This is a genomic window from Streptomyces sp. NBC_01276, from assembly GCF_041435355.1.
In the GTDB taxonomy this organism is placed as follows: Bacteria; Actinomycetota; Actinomycetes; order Streptomycetales; family Streptomycetaceae; genus Streptomyces.
This window is the reverse complement of sequence record NZ_CP108442.1, coordinates 5,849,812-5,868,348: the sequence shown is the minus strand read 5'-3', so window position 1 is coordinate 5,868,348 and position 18,537 is coordinate 5,849,812. Positions and strand designations below refer to the sequence as shown.

The 18,537-nt window shown below is 75.0% G+C and carries 16 protein-coding genes; 5 read left to right on the top strand and 11 right to left on the bottom strand.

Annotation, left to right across the window (positions count from 1 at the left end; translation table 11 throughout):
* Positions 1–106: 106 nt before the first annotated feature.
* The 3 genes from OG295_RS26380 to OG295_RS26370 are packed head-to-tail and all read left to right on the top strand — an operon-like array spanning position 107 to position 4,286.
* A complete protein-coding gene (locus tag OG295_RS26380) occupies positions 107–2,215 on the top strand; it encodes a putative cobaltochelatase (RefSeq protein ID WP_371679130.1) in 2,109 nt (702 codons plus the stop codon).
* Positions 2,215–2,814, top strand: coding sequence for a cob(I)yrinic acid a,c-diamide adenosyltransferase (gene cobO, locus OG295_RS26375; RefSeq protein WP_371679129.1), 600 nt, complete (start codon positions 2,215–2,217; stop codon positions 2,812–2,814). Before OG295_RS26380 ends, cobO begins: the two co-directional genes overlap by 1 nt.
* Positions 2,808–4,286 (top strand): cobyrinate a,c-diamide synthase, encoded by a 1,479-nt coding sequence (locus tag OG295_RS26370; RefSeq protein WP_371679128.1) that lies wholly within the window; start codon positions 2,808–2,810, stop codon positions 4,284–4,286. The genes cobO and OG295_RS26370 overlap by 7 nt, the downstream gene beginning before the upstream one ends.
* Before the next feature lie 13 nt (positions 4,287–4,299).
* Here OG295_RS26370 and OG295_RS26365 read toward each other — a convergent pair whose 3' ends face one another.
* Positions 4,300–5,025, bottom strand: coding sequence for a ZIP family metal transporter (locus tag OG295_RS26365; RefSeq protein WP_371679127.1), 726 nt, complete (start codon positions 5,023–5,025; stop codon positions 4,300–4,302).
* 109 nt (positions 5,026–5,134) lie between these two features.
* On the opposite strand from OG295_RS26365, the gene cobC reads away from it, so the two are divergent.
* Complete coding sequence (gene cobC / locus OG295_RS26360) at positions 5,135–6,556, top strand: Rv2231c family pyridoxal phosphate-dependent protein CobC (protein WP_371679125.1); 1,422 nt, start codon at positions 5,135–5,137, stop codon at positions 6,554–6,556.
* A gap of 65 nt (positions 6,557–6,621) precedes the next feature.
* Here the strand turns inward: cobC and OG295_RS26355 are convergent, their stop codons facing one another.
* Positions 6,622–7,539 (bottom strand): SCO1860 family LAETG-anchored protein, encoded by a 918-nt coding sequence (locus OG295_RS26355; RefSeq protein ID WP_371679124.1) that lies wholly within the window; start codon positions 7,537–7,539, stop codon positions 6,622–6,624.
* Between the two features lie 307 nt (positions 7,540–7,846).
* Complete coding sequence (locus OG295_RS26350; protein ID WP_371679123.1) at positions 7,847–8,941, bottom strand: amidohydrolase family protein; 1,095 nt, start codon at positions 8,939–8,941, stop codon at positions 7,847–7,849.
* A gap of 64 nt (positions 8,942–9,005) precedes the next feature.
* Between OG295_RS26350 and OG295_RS26345 the strand changes: the two genes are divergently transcribed.
* Complete coding sequence (locus OG295_RS26345; protein ID WP_371679122.1) at positions 9,006–10,076, top strand: aminotransferase class V-fold PLP-dependent enzyme; 1,071 nt, start codon at positions 9,006–9,008, stop codon at positions 10,074–10,076.
* Positions 10,077–10,142: 66 nt separating this feature from the next.
* Here OG295_RS26345 and OG295_RS26340 read toward each other — a convergent pair whose 3' ends face one another.
* From OG295_RS26340 to OG295_RS26305, 8 genes are all read right to left on the bottom strand, one after another.
* Positions 10,143–11,210: an aminotransferase class V-fold PLP-dependent enzyme gene (locus OG295_RS26340; protein WP_371679121.1), complete on the bottom strand. Its 1,068-nt coding sequence runs from the start codon at positions 11,208–11,210 to the stop codon at positions 10,143–10,145.
* Positions 11,211–11,343: 133 nt separating this feature from the next.
* Complete coding sequence (locus OG295_RS26335; protein ID WP_371679120.1) at positions 11,344–12,051, bottom strand: DsbA family oxidoreductase; 708 nt, start codon at positions 12,049–12,051, stop codon at positions 11,344–11,346.
* A 68-nt stretch (positions 12,052–12,119) separates the two neighbouring features.
* Positions 12,120–12,611, bottom strand: coding sequence for an N-acetyltransferase family protein (locus OG295_RS26330; RefSeq protein WP_371679119.1), 492 nt, complete (start codon positions 12,609–12,611; stop codon positions 12,120–12,122).
* 64 nt (positions 12,612–12,675) lie between these two features.
* Positions 12,676–14,124: a peptidoglycan D,D-transpeptidase FtsI family protein gene (locus OG295_RS26325; protein ID WP_371679118.1), complete on the bottom strand. Its 1,449-nt coding sequence runs from the start codon at positions 14,122–14,124 to the stop codon at positions 12,676–12,678.
* A gap of 62 nt (positions 14,125–14,186) precedes the next feature.
* Entirely contained in the window at positions 14,187–14,852 is a 666-nt protein-coding gene (locus OG295_RS26320) for a response regulator transcription factor (protein ID WP_266838377.1), read from the bottom strand.
* Positions 14,849–16,264 (bottom strand): sensor histidine kinase, encoded by a 1,416-nt coding sequence (locus OG295_RS26315; protein WP_371681315.1) that lies wholly within the window; start codon positions 16,262–16,264, stop codon positions 14,849–14,851. The genes OG295_RS26320 and OG295_RS26315 overlap by 4 nt, the downstream gene beginning before the upstream one ends.
* A 207-nt stretch (positions 16,265–16,471) precedes the next feature.
* Positions 16,472–17,455, bottom strand: a complete 984-nt coding sequence (locus OG295_RS26310; RefSeq protein WP_371679117.1) for a hypothetical protein — start codon at positions 17,453–17,455, stop codon at positions 16,472–16,474.
* Positions 17,456–17,616: 161 nt separating this feature from the next.
* A complete protein-coding gene (locus OG295_RS26305; protein ID WP_371679116.1) occupies positions 17,617–18,453 on the bottom strand; it encodes an IclR family transcriptional regulator in 837 nt (278 codons plus the stop codon).
* Positions 18,454–18,537: the final 84 nt, after the last annotated feature.

Here is an 18,537-nt window from a genome sequence, read left to right as displayed (position 1 = left end):
TCCCGGGACCATCCCCGCGCGGGCGGGGAGCACTCGGCGACCCCTGCACGATCGGAGCACGTCGGCCCGTGCGTCGGCACGAGCCACTCGAAGGAGCGACCGTCTCATGAGCAGTCCCCATTTCCCCTTCTCGGCCGTGGTCGGGCAGGACGACCTGCGGCTGGCCCTCCTCCTCAACGCCGTGAGCCCGGCGGTCGGCGGCGTGCTCGTGCGCGGCGAGAAGGGGACCGCCAAGTCCACCGCCGTCCGCGCTCTGTCCGCGCTGCTGCCGCAGGTGGACGTCGTTCCCGGCTGCCGCTTCTCGTGCGCGCCCGCCGCTCCGGACCCGGGCTGCCCGGACGGGCCGCACGAGGCGGGCGCGGGCACGGCCCGTCCCGCCCGCATGGTGGAGCTGCCCGTCGGCGCCTCCGAGGACCGCCTCGTCGGCGCCCTCGACATCGAGCGGGCGCTGGCCGAGGGGGTGAAGGCCTTCGAGCCGGGGCTGCTGGCCGACGCGCACCGCGGGATCCTGTACGTCGACGAAGTGAACCTGCTCCACGACCACTTGGTGGACGTCCTGCTCGACGCCGCGGCGATGGGCGCCTCCTACGTGGAGCGCGAGGGCGTCTCGGTGCGCCACGCGGCCCGCTTCCTCCTCGTCGGCACGATGAACCCCGAGGAGGGCGAACTGCGGCCGCAGTTGCTGGACCGGTTCGGGCTGACCGTCGAGGTGGCGGCCTCCCGCGAGCCCGCCCAGCGCGTCGAGGTGGTCCGCCGCCGGCTGGCCTACGAGGACGATCCCGCGGGCTTCGCGGCCCGCTGGTCCGTGGACGAGCGGGAGGTGCGCGCCCGGGTCGTGGCCGCCCGGGCCCTGCTGCCGCAGGTGGTGCTGGGTGACACCTCGCTGCTCCAGATCGCCGCCACCTGCGCCGGCTTCGAGGTCGACGGCATGCGGGCCGACATCGTGATGGCCCGGACCGCGACCGCGCTGGCCGCCTGGGCCGGGCGGACCGAGGTGCGGAAGGAAGACGTGCGGCAGGCCGCGCTGCTGGCGCTCCCCCACCGCAGGCGCCGCAATCCGTTCGACGCGCCGGGTCTGGACGAGGAGATGCTGGACCGGATCCTGGACGGCTTCCCGGACGAGGAGCCGGAGCCCGAGCCCGACCCGGAGCCCCAGGGCCCGGACGGCGACGGCGACGGCGGCCCGGACGGGGACGGCGGCGGGGTCCCCCCGCAGCACGACGGGCCCCCCGCCCAGGACTCCCCCGAGGCCGCCCCGGACGCCCCCGACACCGCCCGCGAGGACGCCCCGCAGCCCTCCCCCCAGGGCTCCGGCGCCGCCGAGCAGGCCCCCGTGGGGGCCGCCGAGCCGTTCCGCACCAAGGTGCTCAGCGTGCCCGGTCTCGGCGAGGGAGCCGCGGGGCGGCGGTCCCGCGCCCGCACCGCCCACGGCCGCACCACCGGCTCCCAGCGCCCCCGCGGCCACCTGACGAAGCTGCACCTGGCGGCCACCGTCCACGCCGCCGCCCCGCACCAGAAGGCACGCGGGCGCGACGGGCGCGGGCTGGTCATCCGCAAGGACGACCTGCGCCAGGCCACCCGCGAGGGCCGCGAGGGCAACCTCGTGCTGTTCGTGGTCGACGCCTCCGGGTCGATGGCCGCCCGGCAGCGGATGAGCGCCGTCAAGGGCGCCGTCATGTCGCTGCTCCTCGACGCCTACCAGCGCCGCGACAAGGTCGGCCTGATCACCTTCCGCGGGTCCGGGGCCGAACTGGCGCTGCCGCCCACCTCGTCGGTGGACGCCGCGGCCGTCCGTCTGGAACGGCTGCCGACCGGCGGGCGCACCCCGCTCGCCGCCGGGCTGCTCAAGGCCCACGAGGTGCTGCGCGTCGAACGCCTGCGGGACCCGTCGCGGCGCCCGCTGCTCGTGGTCGTGACCGACGGACGGGCCACCTCGGCCGGTGTGCCGGGCGGCCGGGCGGGCGGCACGCCGCGTGAGCTGTCGGGCCGCAGCGCCCGGCTGCTGGCCGCCGAGGGGATCGCCTCGGTGGTCGTGGACTGCGAGTCCGGGCCGGTCCGGCTGGGACTGGCCGGGTCGCTCGCCGCCGATCTGGGGGCGCCGGCCGTGACCCTCGACGGGCTGCGGGCCGACTCGCTGGCCGGGCTCGTGAAGAACGTACGTACCGCGGTGACATCGACCGCATCACCCCACAGCGCCTCCAGGAGGGCCGCGTAATGCCGCAGGGACAGCCGTCCGTCGTTCCCGACGACGGACTCACGACGCGTCAGCGCCGCAACCGTCCGCTCGTCTTCGTCCACACCGGCCCGGGCAAGGGCAAGTCGACGGCCGCCTTCGGGCTGGCGCTGCGCGCCTGGAACCAGGGCTGGTCGATCGGGGTGTTCCAGTTCGTCAAGTCGGCGAAGTGGAAGGTCGGCGAGGAGAACGCGCTGAAGGTGCTGGGCGCTTCCGGCGAGGGCGGCCCGGTCGTCTGGCACAAGATGGGCGAGGGCTGGTCCTGGGTCCAGCGCGACGCGCAGCTCGACAACGAGCAGGCGGCGAAGGAGGGCTGGGAGCAGGTCAAGCGCGACCTGGCCGCCGAGACGCACCGCCTGTACGTGCTCGACGAGTTCGCGTACCCGATGCACTGGGGCTGGATCGACGTGAACGAGGTCATCGAGGTGCTGCGCAACCGTCCCGGCACCCAGCACGTGGTCATCACGGGCCGCAACGCACCTCGGGAGCTGCTGGAGTTCGCGGACCTGGTCACGGAGATGACCAAGGTCAAGCACCCGATGGACGCGGGCCAGAAGGGCCAGAAGGGCATCGAGTGGTGACGTCCGTGAACGTGCCCCGGCTGGTGATCGCCGCGCCGTCCTCCGGCAGCGGCAAGACCACCGTGGCGACGGGCCTGATGGCGGCCTTCGCGGAGCGCGGCCTCGCCGTGTCCCCGCACAAGGCCGGGCCCGACTACATCGACCCCGGCTACCACGCGCTCGCCACGGGCCGGCCCGGCCGGAACCTGGACGCCTTCATGTGCGGTCCGGAACTGGTGGCCCCGCTGTTCGCGCACGGCTCCGCCGGGTGCGACCTCGCCGTGGTCGAGGGCGTGATGGGGCTCTACGACGGGGCCGCGGGCCGGGGCGAGCTGGCCTCCACGGCGCAGGTCGCGAAGCTGCTGCGGGCGCCGGTGGTGCTCGTGGTGGACGCCTCCTCGCAGTCCCGGTCGGTGGCGGCGCTGGTGCACGGCTTCGCCTCCTTCGACCCGCGGGTGCGGCTCGGCGGGGTGATCCTGAACAAGGTGGGCTCCGACCGGCACGAGGTCATGCTGCGCGAGGCGCTGGAGGAGGCCGGGATGCCGGTCCTCGGCGTGCTGCGGCGGGCTCCGCAGGTGGCGACCCCGTCGCGGCACCTGGGGCTGGTCCCGGTGGCGGAGCGGCGGGCCGACGCGGTGGCCGCCGTGGCGGCCCTGGCCGAGCAGGTGCGGGCCGGCTGCGACCTGGAGGCCCTGCTGGCGCTGGCCCGTACGGCGCCGCCGCTGGACTGCGCGGTGTGGTCGCCCCGGGAGGCGCTGGCCGGGGTGGCGGAGGGGTCCCGGCCGGCGGCGCCGTCCGGATCGCCCGCCGGGTCTCCCGCGTCCCCCGCACCGGCCGGGCCGACCGGGCCGCGACCGGTGGTGGCCGTCGCCGGCGGGCCCGCCTTCACCTTCTCCTACGCCGAGCACGCGGAGCTGCTCACGGCCGCCGGGGCGGAGGTGGTCGCCTTCGACCCGCTGCGGGACGAGGCGCTCCCGGACGGGACGTCCGGCCTGGTGATCGGGGGCGGGTTCCCCGAGGTGTACGCGCCCGAGCTGTCCGCGAACGAGCCGCTGCGGGCGGCCGTGGCCGCCTTCGCGGCGGCCGGCGGGCCGGTGGCGGCCGAGTGCGCCGGGTTGCTCTACCTGGCCGGTTCGCTGGACGGGAAGCCGATGTGCGGGGTGCTCGACGCCGACGCGCGGATGTCGGAGCGGCTCACGCTCGGGTACCGGGAGGCGGTGGCGGTGGCGGACAGCTCGCTCGCCGCCAACGGGACGCGGCTGCGCGGCCACGAGTTCCACCGGACGGTGATCGAGCCGGGCGCCGGCACCACGCCGGCCTGGGGGTTCACTCATCCGGAGCGGCGGGTCGAGGGCTTCGTGCGGGGCGGGGTGCACGCCAGCTACCTGCACACCCACTGGGCGGCGCGGCCTTCCGTGGCCGCCCGCTTCACGGCGGCGGCACGGGCCGCCGCGGAGTCCGGGGCCGTCGGGGGCGCCCGGGACGGCGGGTGATCCGCGGGTGAGGTCAGTCCGCGACGCCGACCACGAGCCAGATCCCGGCCACTCCGCCCAGCGTGCACATCAGGGTGGAGAGGGCGGGGTGTTCGTGGTGCGCCTCGGGCAGGATCTCGGCCGCGGCGAGGTACAGCAGGACACCCGCGAAGAAGCCGAGGTAGGCCCCGAGGGGTTCCTCCGGAAGGGTGAACAGCAGAGTGGACGCGGCGCCCACGACCGGTGCCGCCGCGTCCGCGAAGAGCATCTTCAGGGCCTTGCCCCGGTCGTTCCCGTAGAGGGTGGTGAGGGTGTACGTGTTGAAGCCGTCGGCGAAGTCGTGCGTGAGGACGGCCAGTGCCACGGCGAGGCCCATCCCCCCGCCGACCTGGAAGGCGGCGCCCAGCGCCACCCCGTCGGCGAGGCTGTGGCCGACCATGGCGGCGGCGGCCGTGAGCCCGACCTGGGGGACCCGGCCGCCGTTCTCGGCGCCGTGCGACGCCTGGCGGACCGCCAGTACCCGCTCCACCACGTGGGCGATGAGGAACCCGCCCACGAAGAGCAGCAGGGCGAGCGGGACGCCGAAGAGCTCGTCGCCGGCGGCGTGGATCGCCTCGGGGAGCAGGTCGAGGCCCACCACGCCGAGCATCAGCCCGCCGGCCAGGCCCAGCACGAGGTGGCGGCGGTCGGTGACGCGTTGCGCCGTCCATCCGCCCGCCAGCGTCATCAGGAACGCGCCCAACGCCACGATCACCGCCATGTGCCCCTGAATACCGACTGTCGGCCGGGCGCGCACTTCCGCGCGCGGGTGGCGGGCGACACCGTGTTGACGACAGACAGACGCAAGTGACTACGAGGGGAGGACCCCGGTGGGCGAGTACGTGACCAAGCTGGTGGTCGGGGTCGGCGGACGGGCGGGGGTCTCCGTGGCGGAGGTCTGCGCGCTCGTCGAGGAGACGCTGCGGGGCGCCGGGCTGTCCACGGGGGCGGTGACGGCGCTGGCCACGGTGGAGTCCAAGACCCTGGAGGCGGGGATCGCCGGGGCGGCGGAACGTTTCGGTGTGCCTCTGGTCGGCTATCCCGCCGAGGAGCTCGCGCGGATCTCCGTACCGCATCCCTCCGGGGCCGTGCGCGAGGCCACCGGGACGGCGTCGGTGGCGGAGGCGGCGGCGCTGGCGGGCGGCGGGGAACTCCTGGTGCCCAAGCGCCGGTCGGTGGCGGCGACCTGTGCGGTGGCCACCGTGCAGGAGCACGACCTGCGCCACCACGGGGACGCGGAGGTGGTGGACGCGGGCGGCGCCCTGGTGGACCTGGCGGTCAACGTGCGGGCGGACACCCCGCCGGAGTGGCTGAGGCGCCGGATCGCGGACAGCCTCGGCTCACTGGCCGCGTACCCGGACGGCCGGACCGCGCGGGCGGCGGTGGCGGCCCGGCACGGGCTGCCGGTGGAGCGGGTGCTGCTGACGGCGGGGGCGGCGGAGGCGTTCGTCCTGATCGCGCGGGCCCTGGGCGCCGTACGGCCGGTGGTGGTGCACCCGCAGTTCACCGAGCCGGAGGCGGCCCTGCGGGACGCCGGGCACCGGGTGGAACGGGTGGTGCTGCGCGCGGCGGACGGGTTCCGGCTGGACCCGGCGGCGGTGCCGGAGGACGCCGACCTGGTGGTCGTCGGGAACCCCACCAACCCCACCTCCGTGCTGCACCCGGCGGCGGGGCTGGCGGCGCTGGCCCGGCCGGGACGGACCCTGGTGGTGGACGAGGCCTTCATGGACGCCGTCCCGGGCGAACGGGAGGCCCTGGCGGGGCGGATGGACGTGCCGGGGCTGGTGGTGCTCCGGAGCCTCACCAAGACCTGGGGGCTGGCCGGACTGCGGATCGGCTACGTGCTGGCGGAGCCGGAGGTGATCGCGAAGCTGGCGGCCGCGCAGCCGCTGTGGCCGGTGTCGACGCCTGCGCTGGTGGCGGCCGAGGCCTGTGTGGCTCCGGAGGCGCTGGCCGAGGCGGAGGAGGCGGCCCGGCGGATCGCGGTGGACCGGGCGCACCTGCTGGCCGGGCTCGCGGAGTTCGAGGAGATCTCGGTGGCCGGCGTCGCGGAGGGACCGTTCGTGCTGATCCGGGTGGCGGGGGCGGCGGAGGTCCGCACCCGGCTGCGCGCCCTCGGCTTCGCGGTCCGCCGCGGCGACACCTTCCCGGGTCTGGACGCCTCCTGGCTGCGCCTGGCGGTCCGGGACCGCGCGACGACGGGCCGGCTCCTCCAGGCCCTGGACCACGCCCTGGCGCTGGCCGCCCGGTAGCACCGGGGGCGCGGCCGGCCGGGCCCGGGGAGCGCGCCACCCGCCGGGCGGCGCGGCCGCGGACGCTACGAGGCCCTGCCGCGCCGGGTCACGACGAGCGCGCCCGCGCCGATGCCGAGGAGGAGCAGCGCGCCGCCCGCGACGTACGGGGGCACGGAAGCGGCTCCGGTCTCGGCGAGGTCGGCGTGGGTGACGGCCGTGCCCGGTCCGGTGGCGGCCTGCGCCTTGATGTCGGGCTTCGCCGACGGGCCCGTCGAGGGGGCGGGGCCCTCGGGGGCGGTGCAGTGCGCCTCGGCGAGCACGACCTCGCCGTCGACCTCGGCCACGTTCAGGTTCAGCGGGTTCACGGACACCTTCAGCCGGAGCGCGGACGCGGCGGCGGTGGTGGAGGTGGTCTGCGTTCCGAACAGCTCCAGGCTGACGAGGCCCACACCCGGGACCTCGACCTTGCTGGGACCGCCCGCCGTCAGGGTGACCTTCTTTCCGAGCGCGGTGACGGAACCGAGGACGTTCGAGCTCGCGACCGGCTTCTTGCCCGCCTCGCAGACGGCCTTGGAGGTGACCTTCTCCACCTCGATGAGGGAGAGCGCCGGCAGTCCGGGGACGTGCACCCTGGCGTGGGCGAGGTTCGCCTCCGCCTGGGCGCGGCTCTGGTCGGCGGTGGCCTTGGCGGTCGCGGCCTCCGCCTTCAGGACGCTCACCGGCTGCCCCTGTTCGGCTCCGTCGAGGGTGACGGTCAGGGCGGTCTTCTCGGCGGTGGCGGGGGCGCTGACCTCGTTGAGGGTGGCCTTCAGCGGTACGTGCACGGACTTGTTGAGCAGGCCGACGTCCAGTCCGGCCCGCAGGACGACGGCGCCGGAACTGCCCGTACCCGTACCGCCGCCGGGGCCGCCCGTGGCGAGGGCGGGCGGCGCGCAGAGCAGGGCCACCGTGCCCGTGGCGAGCAGAACGGCCGCGGGCAGGCGGAAGGTGTTGCTGTTCAAGATGGTGGAACCCCCAGGGAGATGGGCGCCGTCGCGGCGCCGCCAATGGGGGACATTGCGCGCGCCGACGGCTTCGACGCTCGAAATCTTTACGCACTGTGAGTGAACGGGCAGGCACCTGGCGTGAGTTCACCCCAACGGGTGGTTTCCATGCACGTATTCGATTTGTGGCGCCCCATTCGGCACGCGCGTTCCCTCCCGCCCCACCGCGGCGGCTGCCGGACTGCGGACCGGGCATCATGAACGACCGACGGGGCGCGGACGTCACGCCCCGTCAACAAGCGTCCGCCGGCGTCCGGGTGCGGTGCTAGGCGCGGACCTCGCCGTTCACGATCACGCGCTCCGGCCGGGCCAGGGCCCGCACGTCGGCCCGCGGGTCGGACGCGTACACCACGAGGTCGGCCGGCGCCCCTTCGGTCAGGCCCGGCCGCCCGAGCCACTCGCGGGCCGCCCAGGCCGTCGCCGAGAGGGCGTCCAGGGCCGGAATCCCGGCCTTGACGAGCTCCGCGACCTCGGCGGCGACCAGCCCGTGCGGCAGGGAACCCCCCGCGTCGGTGCCGACGTACACCGGCACGCCCGCGTCCCAGGCCGCCCGCACCGTGTCGTAGCGCCGCTCGTGCAGCCTGCGCATGTGCGCCGACCAGCGGGGGAACTTCGTCTCGCCGCCCGCCGCCAGCTTCGGGAACGTCGCGATGTTCACCAGGGTCGGCACGATCGCCACGCCGCGCTCCGCGAACAGCGGGATGGTGTCCTCGGTGAGGCCCGTGGCGTGCTCCACGCAGTCGATGCCCGCCTCGACGAGGTCGCGCAGCGAGTCCTCGGCGAAGCAGTGCGCCGTGACCCGGGCGCCGAGCCGGTGGGCCTCGGCGATGGCAGCCTCGACCTCGGCGCGCGGCCAGCACGCCGTCAGGTCGCCGGCGTCGCGGTCGATCCAGTCGCCGACCAGCTTCACCCAGCCGTCGCCGCGCAGCGCCTCGCGGCCGACGTACTCGACCAGGTCGGCGGGCTCGATCTCGTGGGCGTAGTTGCGGATGTAGCGGCGGGTCCGGGCGATGTGCCGGCCCGCGCGGATGATCTTCGGAAGGTCGGCGCGGTCGTCGATCCAGCGCGTGTCGGAGGGGGAACCGGCGTCGCGGATCAGGAGGGTGCCCGCGTCCCGGTCGGTCAGGGCCTGTTCCTCGGCGGTCTCCGCGTCGACCGGACCGTGGGCGTCCAGGCCCACGTGGCAGTGCGCGTCGACCAGACCGGGCAGGGCCCAGCCGGTGACGGTGGTGATCTCGCGGGCGGCGCGCGGCCGCTCCCAGGAGATCCGGCCGCCGACGATCCACAGCTCGTCGCGCACCTCGTGGGGCCCGACCAGGACCCGTCCCTTCACATGGAGCACACCGCTCTGATCACTCATGTCGGCACCCTACGCGCGTGCTGGGTACGCTCACCCGGTAACCCCGGACGAAGAGAGCACCGCCGTGACCCACCCCCTCCTGGACCTTCCGCCGCTGACCCCCGAGCGCTTCGCGACGATCGAGCGGGCAGTGGCCGCACTCCTCGGCACCCGGCAGGACGTGGTGATCACCCAGGGCGAGGCGCTGCTGCCGCTGGAGGGCTGCATCCGCTCGGGCGCGCGGCCCGGTTCGACGGCGCTGAACATCGTCACCGGGCCCTACGGGACCACCTTCGGCAACTGGCTGCGCGACGCCGGGGCCCGCGTGGTGGACCTGGCCGTGCCCTTCGACACGGCGGTCACCGGCGAGCAGGTGGCGCGCGCCCTGGCCGCGCACCCGGAGATCGACTTCGTCTCACTGGTGCACGCCGAGGCGGCCACCGGCAACACCAACCCGGTGGCGGAGATCGGTGAGGCGGTACGGGCCCACGGGGCGCTGTTCATGCTGGACGCGGTGGCCTCGGTGGGCGCCGAGCCGCTGCTGCCGGACGCGTGGGGCGTGGACCTGTGCGTGATCGGCGCCCAGAAGGCGATGGGCGGCCCGGCGGGGGTCTCGGCGGTGTCGGTGTCGGACCGCGCGTGGGACCGGTTCGCGCAGAACCCGGCGGCGCCGCGCCGCTCCTACCTCTCCCTCCTCGACTGGAAGGAGCGCTGGATCGACGGTGGGCGCAAGGCCCTGCTGCACGCGCCCGCGCAGCTGGAGATGCTGGCGCTGGAGGCCTGCCTGGACCGGATCTCGGCCGAGGGCCCGGACGGGGTGCCGGCCCGCCACCGAGCCGCCGCCCGCGCCACCCGGGCGGGCGCGGCGGCACTCGGCATCGCCCCGTGGGTCGCGGACCCGGCGCAGGCGGCGCCGGTGGCGACGACGCTGCGGGTCGCGGAGGCCGCCCTGGTGGTGGCGAAGGCCCTGTCGGCTGACCCGTCGGCCCCGCTCGCGGCGGGCGGCGGGGCCCTGGCCCAGGAGATGGTCCGGGTCAACCACTACGGCCCCGCGGCCTCGCCCGAAGGGGTCGCGGCCGCGCTGAACGCCCTGGCCTCGGCACTGTCCGCGGACCCCGCCCCGGCGCTGGCGGCGGCGACGGCGGCCTGGCGGTAGGGACTCGGGGGCCTCGGAGGCGGAGCCCCGGGGCGGGGTCTGGGCGGCGGGGTCGGGGTGGCGGGGTCAGCCGGCCAGCACGTCCAGCAGCCGGTCGACGTCCGCTTCCGTGTTGTACAGGTGGAACGAGGCCCGCAGCGCTCCGGCCCGGGCCGCGGTGGACACCCCGGCTTCGAGGAGCCGCGCCTGGTGGCCGGCGAGGCCCGGGACGGAGACGATCGGGGCCTCGCCCGGCACGGGTTCGTGGCCGAGGCGGGCGAGTCCGGCCCGGTACCGGGCGGCCAGCGCGGTGTCGTGCGCGTGCACGGCCTCGATGCCGACCCGCTCCAGCAGCGCGAGCGAGGGCTCGGCGGCGTGGTAGGCGAGGAAGGCGGGGGACTCGTCGAACCGGCGCGCGTCCCGGGCGAGTCGGCGCATCGGGCCGTAGGTGGCGTCCCACATCGACTCGGCGGCCACCCAGCCCGCGTGCAGCGGGACCAGGCCGGGCTGGGCCTCCTCGGAGACCGTGAGGTACGAGGCTCCCCGGCCGCCCAGCAGCCACTTGTACCCGGCGGTGACCGTGTACGCGTAGGGCGAGGCGTCGAAGGGCAGCCAGCCCGCGGCATGGGTCGCGTCGACGAGCATCCGTGCGCCGTGCGCGGCGGCCGCCGCGCGGATCGCGGCGAGGTCGGCGGTGCGCCCGTCGGCGGACTGGACGGCGCTCAGCGCGACCAGCTCGGTGCCCGCGTCCACGGCTTCGGCGAGGGACTCCAAGGGCGCGAAGCGGACCTTGAGGTCGCCGCGCACCACGAAGGGGTTCATGACGGAGGCGAAGTCGCCCTCGGGCACCAGGACTTCGGCGCCGGCCGGCAGGGAGGCCGAGACCACTCCGACGTGGGCGGCGACGGAGGAGCCGACGGCCACCCGTCCGGCGTCGACGCCGACCAGGCGGGCGAAGGCCGCCCGGACCCGGTCCACGCGCTCGAAGTCGCCGAATCCGGCGGGCAGTCCGGCCCCGGCGGCCTCGGCGAGCGCCCGCACCTCGGCCACGGCCGCGCGCGGGAGGATCCCGCTGGTGGCCGTGTTGAGGTAGGTGGTGGAGTGCGCGAACTCGGCGCGGCACAGGTCGGCGAGAGGAAGGTCCGTGGCGTCCATGGCGTCAACTCTGCGCCAGGATCAACTCAAAGTCCATTGCCTTTTTATGCAGGCGAACCCAAAGGTCGACTTATGAAGAGGAGGGGGCGGGGGTCCGCGCACCGGAAGCCCCGCCCCCGCCCCTCCCGCCGGGTCAGGCCTGGGGAACGGCGCAGGCCCCGTCCGGCTCGCAGGCCTCGGCGGCGGCGTCCGTCCCGACCGGCTCGCGTCCGGCCCAGGCCTGCTCCAGCGCCTGGGTGAACACCTCGGCCGGCTGGCCGCCGGAGATGCCGTAACGGCGGTCGAACACGAAGAACGGCACGGCGTTGGCGCCGAGTTCGGCCGCCTCGCGCTCGTCCGCACGGACCCCGTCGGCGTAGGCGGACTCGTCGGCGAGGACCTCCCGGGCCTCCGCCTCGTCCAGCCCCGCCTCCACGGCGAGCGCGACCAGCACCTCGGGGTCGAAGACCGACCGCTCCTCGGCGAAGTTGGCCCGGTAGGCGAGGTCGAGCAGCTCCTCCTGGCGGCCGCGGGCGGCGGCCAGGTGCAGCAGCCGGTGGATGTCGAAGGTGTTGCCGTGGTCGCGGCCCTCGGTCCGGTACGTCAGCCCTTCGGCGCGGGCGCTCGCCGCGACGTGCTCCTCCATGCCGCGCGCCTCGTCGAGGGTGCGGCCGTACTTGCGGGCCAGCATCTCCAGCACGGGGGCCGTGACGCCCTTGGCGCCGCCCGGGTCGAGCTCGAAGGACCGGAAGACGACCTCCACCTCGTCGCGGTGCGCGAACGCGGCCAGGCCCTTGGTGAAACGGGCCTTGCCGATGTAGCACCAGGGGCAGGCGATGTCGCTCCAGATCTCGACGCGCATGATCCTTCTTTTCTCCGGGTTCTGATGGGGATGAAACGGTTTGCGGTTCAACCATCCATCGGCCCGTCTCATTCCCCGGACGCGCGGGGCACCCGGAGCCAGAGGGTGCGGTGGGTGCCGGAGGGGGTGTCCGCCGGGTCGGGGCGCCAGCCGTGGGAGGCGTAGAAGGCCTGGGCGCGCAGGTTGTGCCCGTAGACCTCCAGGCGGACCCGCTCGATCCCGGCCCGGCGCCAGGCGTCGAGGCAGGCGGCGTGCAGGGCGGCCCCGGTGCCCCGGCGCCAGTGGGCGGGGTCGACGTGGAGCTGGGTGAGGGTGGTCTCGCCGCCGACGGTGAGGTAGGCGGCCACGCCGGTGACCTCTCCGTCCCGTTCGGCGCAGAACACCCGGCCCTGCGACTCCGCCCGGCCCACCGCGCGGGCCCAGCCCTCGCGGGACCGGGCCAGTTCCGCCGCGCCGCTGTACTCCTCCTCCGGGACGCGGCCCCGGTAGTAGGTGGCGCGCGCCCGGCTGTGCAGGGCGGCGATGGCGGCGATGTCGGTCGGGAGCGCGGTCCTGATCATGGGAGGGAGAACGCGCCGGTAACCCCGTTCGGTTCCCGGCGCGTCGTCCTCTCCCGTGCGACCGTCACTTCTTCAGCCAGGCCGCCATCATCTTCTGGGCGATCGGCGCGGCCAGCTTGCCGCCGCCGATCTCGGAACGGTCGGTGTCCGAGTTCTCGATCATCACGGCCACGGCGATCTGCTTGCCGCCCGACTTGCCGTACGAGGTGAACCAGGCGAGCGGCGGGATGTTGTTGTCCACGCCGCGCTGGGCGGTACCCGTCTTGCCGCCCACCTCGGCGCCCGCCACCTGGGCGGGCTTGCCGCCGCCTTCGCTGGCCACCGTGCGCATGGCGTCCTGGAGCATCGAGGCGGTCCTCGCGCTCATGACCTCCTGCGACTTCGGGTTCTTGAAGCTCTCCAGGACGTTGCCGTCGGCGTCGGTGACCTCGGAGACCATGTGCGGCGCGACGAGCTTGCCGCCGTTCGCGATGGCGGCGGTCACCATGGAGATCTGGAGCGGCGTGGCCTGCACGTCGAACTGGCCGATACCCGTCTGCGCGACCTGGTCGACGGACATCTTCTTCGTCGGGTACTTGCTCGCCGGGTTGGTGCGGACCGGGGTGTCGATCTGGACGTTGAACCCGAGCTTCTCGGCCGTCGCGCGCATCTTGTCCTGGCCCAGCCGGGAGGCCAGCTCGGCGAAGACGTTGTTGCAGGACAGCTTGAGGGCGGTGCGCGCCGAGACGTTGTTGCAGGCGGCGTCGCCCGCCTCGCTGGGCAGGTTCGTGCGGGTGCCCGGGATCGTGTACGGGGCCGCGATGCCGGTCGGCGCGTCGATGTTGGTGACCAGCCCGTTCTCGATCGCCGCCGCGAGGGTGACCAGCTTGAAGGTGGAACCGGGGGCCTGCGGCTTGCGCAGCGCCACGTTCTCCATGGCCTTGCCCTGGTCGGCCGACAGTTCCTTCCAGGCCTCCGCGTCGTTGGCTCCGGTGATCCGGCCCGGGTCGTACGAGGGGTTGTTGACGACGGCGAGGATCTCTCCCGTCGCCGGGTCCATGGCCACGGCCGCACCCTGCTTGCCCTGCAGGGCGTCGTAGGTGGCCTTCTGGACGTCCCTGTCGATGGTCGTCAGGACGTTGCCCGGATCGGCCCGCTTGTTGGTGAGCGTGTCCATGACCGTCTTGAGCCGGCTGTCGGAGCCGTTCAGGACGTTCTTGTAGACGCCCTCCAGCATCGTGGTGCCGTAGGCCTGGGAGCTGTAGCCGGTGATCGGCGCGTAGAGCGGGCCGTCGACGTACGTCCTCTTGTACCCGAAGTCCTTGCCGCCCGTCTTCGTGGAGCCGGTGATGGCCTGCCCGCCCACGATGATGTTCCCCAACGGGTTCTCGTACTGCCCGATGAGGTTGCGCCGGTTGTTCTTGTCGTCTGCGAGGGCCTGGCCTTGGTATGCCTGCACCCAGGTGACCCGCACCAAAAGGGCCAGCACCAGAAGCAGACAGAAGACCGACGCACGCCTGATCGTCTTGTTCATCCCCCTGAAGGACGCGCGGACGGTCCCGTGCGTTCCGCTCTGCCCCGATTGTGGCGGGGTTCTCAGCCTTTCCTCATGATGAAGCCTCCCTCGTAGGCGGCGATGACCGCCTGGGTGCGGTCGCGGGAGCCGGTCTTGGCCAGGACGCCGGCCACGTGCGTCTTGACGGTCTGCGGGCCCACCCCCAGGTGCTCGCTGATCTCGTGGTTCGACAGGCCGGAGGCCATCAGGCGCAGGACGTCCGCCTCGCGCTCCGTGAGCCGGGAGGCCCAGACGGGGGCCGCGGCGGCGGCCGCGGCCGTGTGCGCCGCCGCCAGCGCGCGGACGGCGGCCGGGAAGAGCAGCGAGTCACCCCGGGCGACGAGTCGGACCGCGCCGATCAGCTCGTCCGCGTCGGCCCGCTTCAGCAGGAACCCGGAGGCGCCCGCACGCAGCGCGTCGTAGACGTAGGCGTCGTTCTCGAAGGTGGTGACGACCACGATCCGGGGCGGTTCGGCCATGGTCGCGAGGATCTGCTCGGTGGCCCGGATGCCGTCGATCTCCGGCATCCGGACGTCCATCAGCACCACGTCCGGCGCCAGTGAACGGACCAGCCCGACGGCCTCGGCTCCGGAGGCGGCCTCCCCGACGACCTCCAGATCGGGTTCGGCGTCGAGGATGACGCGCAGGGCGGTACGGACCATCCGCTCGTCATCGGCGATCAGCACGCGCAACGGCGGCCGGCTCATCGCCGGGCCCCCGGGGGGCGGCCCACGGCCCGCCCCACGGCCACGTTCCCGTCGGGGGACTCCCCGGCGGACCCCCGGACGGATCTCTCGGCGAACCCGCCGGGGGAGCCGCCGTCCGGCCCGTCGGGGGTGAGGCCGAGCGGCAGGGACGCCCTCAGGCGCCACCCGCCGTCGTACGGCCCGGCCTCGACGCGGCCGCCGAGCAGCGCGGCCCGCTCGGCGGCGCCCCGCAGCCCGCGGCCGCCGGTGGTGCGCCGTTCTTCCCCCGCACGCGGGGTGGGGGACTGCGCCGTCGGGTTGGTCATGGTGATCTCCAGTTCACGGTGACGGTCGGACGTGTGGACCCGGATCCGCAGGGCGACCGGCCCCGCCCCGTGGCGCAGGGCGTTGCTGAGGCCCTCCTGGACGATCCGGTACGCCTCGCGCGAGGCGATCGCCGGGAGCTGCGCCCAGTCCCCGGCCGGCCCGGGGTGCTGCTCGGCGGTGATGGCGGTGCCGCCCGCCCGGCTGCGGGCCAGCAGCCCGTCGAGGTCGGCCGCCAGGGTCGGGGCGGGCGCCGCGTCGGCCCGCGCCGGGTCGCCGTCGCGCAGCAGGCCGAGCACGGCGTCCAGCTCGCCCACGGTGCGCCGGGTCGTGTCCTCGATCGCGGCGAGCGCCTCCCGGACGAATCCGGGGTCGCTGTCGAGCACCCGCCGGGCCGCGCCCGCCTGGAGGGTGACGGCGCTCAGGGCGTGTCCCACCGCGTCGTGCAGCTCCCGGGCCAGCCGGTTGCGCACGGCGAGGTCGGCCGCCCGTTCCTCGGCGGCGGCCAGCCGGTCCGCCGCGGTCGGGCCCAGCAGCACGGGCGCGAGCCGGGCCAGCTGCGCCCCCGCCCCGGCGGCGCAGAGGACGACCCCGGCCAGCAGCCCCACCCCGAGCACGGGGGCCACGAACGCCCCGGCCGTCGTACTGAGCCGGCCCATCCCGAGGTGGGATCCGCGCAGGGTGTCCGAGAGCGGCAGCACGATCAGCACGACCGCCATGGGCGGCGCCGCGAGACTCACCCCGCTGACCACCGCGCCGACCCCCAGGTGCAGGGTCCACCAGGCGGAGGCCCGCCACCGGGTCGCCCAGGACCGGGCCTGCCCCTCGGCCAGGGTGTCCCCCGGCACCCCGCACATGGCCCGCACCGCGGCCACCGACAGCGGCCGCACCAGCCCGACCAGCCCGGTGACGGCGGCCAGCGGAAGGGCGGCGGCGTAGGCGATCAGGGTCAGCCCGATGGAGTTCATCGCATTGACCCCGCCGGCTGCCATGCCGACCCCGACCTGGGCGACCAGGAGGTAGGGCATCAGCAGAGCCCCGCCGAGTATCTGGTGCACCCACCGCAGCCGGGCCCGCGCTCCCAGCGCCCGCCCCGCCCACTCCCGCACCCGCCGCGTCCACCCGCGCACCGCCTCCGGGTGCCCCGGTCCCGGTCCCTCCCCGTCGAACCCGCTCACCACTCCCCCGATCGCTCGCGCCCGCCCCGCACGGCCCCGCTCCGCCCCGTCCCCCGGTGCTCCGTCCCCCGGTGCTCCGCCCTCGGCCACCGGCCCGGGCCCCGGGCTCCGTCCCCGGCCACGGGCGTCCGCGCCGCCTCAGGCGGTCCGGCGGGACCTCAGGAACCGTATGAGGACTCCGGCCGAGAGCAGCCCGGTGATCATCTGGCCAGCGTAGGTCAGAGTGACCGCCAGGGTGGCCCCGTCGCCCGAGTCGAGCTGCGGCCCCAGGGCCGAGAGCAGCATCCACGTCCCCCAGCTGAACGTCGCGCCCGCGCCGATCCAGGCGAGGGCCAGCCGCAGGTCCGCACGGCCCCTCCCGCCGCGGGCCAGCAGCAGCGCCCCCGCGGCGGCCGCGAACGCGCAGACCGTGTGGGCCGCGGACACCACTCCCGTCTCCGCCGAGTACACCGCGGCCTGGTGCGCGGAGAGCCCGGCGCTCCCCCCGAAGGCCCAGTACAGGTCCGCCGCGCCCACGGCCGCGGCGCACACCGCCGCGGCTCCCGCCACCACCCCCGTGGGAGACGGGAGCCGCCGGCCGGCCGCGCCCTGCCAGAGGCCGCCCCAGCGCTTGCGCGCGTAGGGGACGAACAGTCCGGCCAGGGCGACCGCCTGGATGATGAAGCCGCTGTAGACGACCACGAACACCCAGGGTTCGAGGAAGGGCTTCGACGCGGCCCGGACCCGCTCGTCCGCGCCCATGCCCAGGGCCTTGACGAGGAGTTGGGAGGGGTAGCCGAGGACGATCGGGGTGAGCAGCCCGGTGGCGACGAAGACCGGCAGGGTCAGCAGCCAGGACGGCACCCGCATGCCCCAGGGGCGGGTGAGCACCAGCACGAGCAGGATCACGCAGGCGTCCATCGCCAGCGTCACGGAGTTGGCGACCGTGAAGAACAGCCCGGGCTTCAGCAGGATGCTGTCCTCCGGTATGCCGAGATGGCTCCCGGCCACCCAGGCCGCCTTGAGGGTGAGGTACGGCAGGGTGGCGGCCAGGGCCGCGCCCGCCAGGATCCGCCGCCCGGCCCCCGGGTGGGGAGCCGTCGGCCGCGTCGGGGCCGTTGTCTGCGCCGCTCGTGTGGTCATGTCCCAACGGTCCCGTGCGCGGCGCCCCGCCACCTCCCCCACGAAGGTGATCCGTCTCCCCCACCCGGGGGAGGAACCCACACGTCCGCAGCGCACCACCGCCCACCGCACGCCCCACCCGCACGCCCCCACCCGGGCAACCGTCCGCCCCGGGGACCCGCTCACATCCGCCGCGTCACCACCGACAGCCGGTCCCGCGCCTCGAACAGCGCCGCTTTGATCAGCTGTTCGTGCCCCGGCGTCAGCCGCGCCACCGGCACCGAGCAGCTCACCGCGTCCCGCGCCGGCGTCCGGTACGGCACGGCCACCCCGAAGCAGCGCAGCCCGAGGGTGTTCTCCTCGCGGTCCAGCGCGTACCCCTGCTCCCGCACCAGCGCCAGCTCCTCGACCAGTTGCTCCCGGTCGGTGATGGTGTGCTGCGTGACCGCCTCCAGCCGCCGGGGCAGCAGCCTGCGCACCTCCTCGTCGGTGTGCGTGGCCAGCAGCGCCTTGCCGAGCGCGGTCGAGTGCACCGGCAGCCGCCGCCCGACCCGGGTGAAGGGCCGCAGGTAGTGCTGGGACTGCCGGGTCGCGAGGTACACCACGCTGGTCCCGTCCATCCGGGCCAGGTGGATGGTCTCGGTGGTGTCGTCCGAGAGCCGGTCCAGGGTGGGGCGGGCCGCCGCCACCACCTCGTCCCCGTCGATGTACGAGCTGCCGACGAGCAGGGCCCGTACGCCGATGCCGTACCGGGTGCCGGTGGCGTCCGTCTCCACCCAGCCCAGGTTCACCAGGGTGCGCAGCAGCATGTAGAGGCTGGACTTGGGCAGGGAGAGGTCGTTCTGGATGTCGGCGAGGCTGTGCAGTCCCGGCCGGGCAGCGAAGTGCTCCAGCAGCAGCACCGTGCGCACCGCCGACTTCACGGGCGCCGCCCCGGCCGCCTCCCCCGTCTCAGCCGTCCCGCCAGTCTGCCCCGTCACGTCTGTCCTGCCAGTCTCACCCGTCTCGGCTGTCGTCATGCGCCTGCTTCCCCTCTGGTCGGCTCTGATCGCCACTTGTCACGCGGTGGACGCGGAAATAGAGTCCGCAGCAGAAGTGATCAT

What these genes read in the sequence shown, in the direction of transcription:
- OG295_RS26380 (WP_371679130.1), top strand. Translation starts at nt 107, where the DNA reads ATGAGCAGTCCCCATTTCCCCTTCTCGGCCGTGGTCGGGCAGGACGAC.
- cobO (WP_371679129.1), top strand. Translation starts at nt 2,215, where the DNA reads ATGCCGCAGGGACAGCCGTCCGTCGTTCCCGACGACGGACTCACGACG.
- OG295_RS26365 (WP_371679127.1), bottom strand. Translation starts at nt 5,025, where the DNA reads ATGGCGGTGATCGTGGCGTTGGGCGCGTTCCTGATGACGCTGGCGGGC.
- OG295_RS26350 (WP_371679123.1), bottom strand. Translation starts at nt 8,941, where the DNA reads ATGAGTGATCAGAGCGGTGTGCTCCATGTGAAGGGACGGGTCCTGGTC.
- OG295_RS26340 (WP_371679121.1), bottom strand. Translation starts at nt 11,210, where the DNA reads ATGGACGCCACGGACCTTCCTCTCGCCGACCTGTGCCGCGCCGAGTTC.
- OG295_RS26335 (WP_371679120.1), bottom strand. Translation starts at nt 12,051, where the DNA reads ATGCGCGTCGAGATCTGGAGCGACATCGCCTGCCCCTGGTGCTACATC.
- OG295_RS26330 (WP_371679119.1), bottom strand. Translation starts at nt 12,611, where the DNA reads ATGATCAGGACCGCGCTCCCGACCGACATCGCCGCCATCGCCGCCCTG.
- OG295_RS26325 (WP_371679118.1), bottom strand. Translation starts at nt 14,124, where the DNA reads ATGAACAAGACGATCAGGCGTGCGTCGGTCTTCTGTCTGCTTCTGGTG.
- OG295_RS26320 (WP_266838377.1), bottom strand. Translation starts at nt 14,852, where the DNA reads ATGAGCCGGCCGCCGTTGCGCGTGCTGATCGCCGATGACGAGCGGATG.
- OG295_RS26310 (WP_371679117.1), bottom strand. Translation starts at nt 17,455, where the DNA reads ATGACCACACGAGCGGCGCAGACAACGGCCCCGACGCGGCCGACGGCT.
- OG295_RS26305 (WP_371679116.1), bottom strand. Translation starts at nt 18,453, where the DNA reads ATGACGACAGCCGAGACGGGTGAGACTGGCAGGACAGACGTGACGGGG.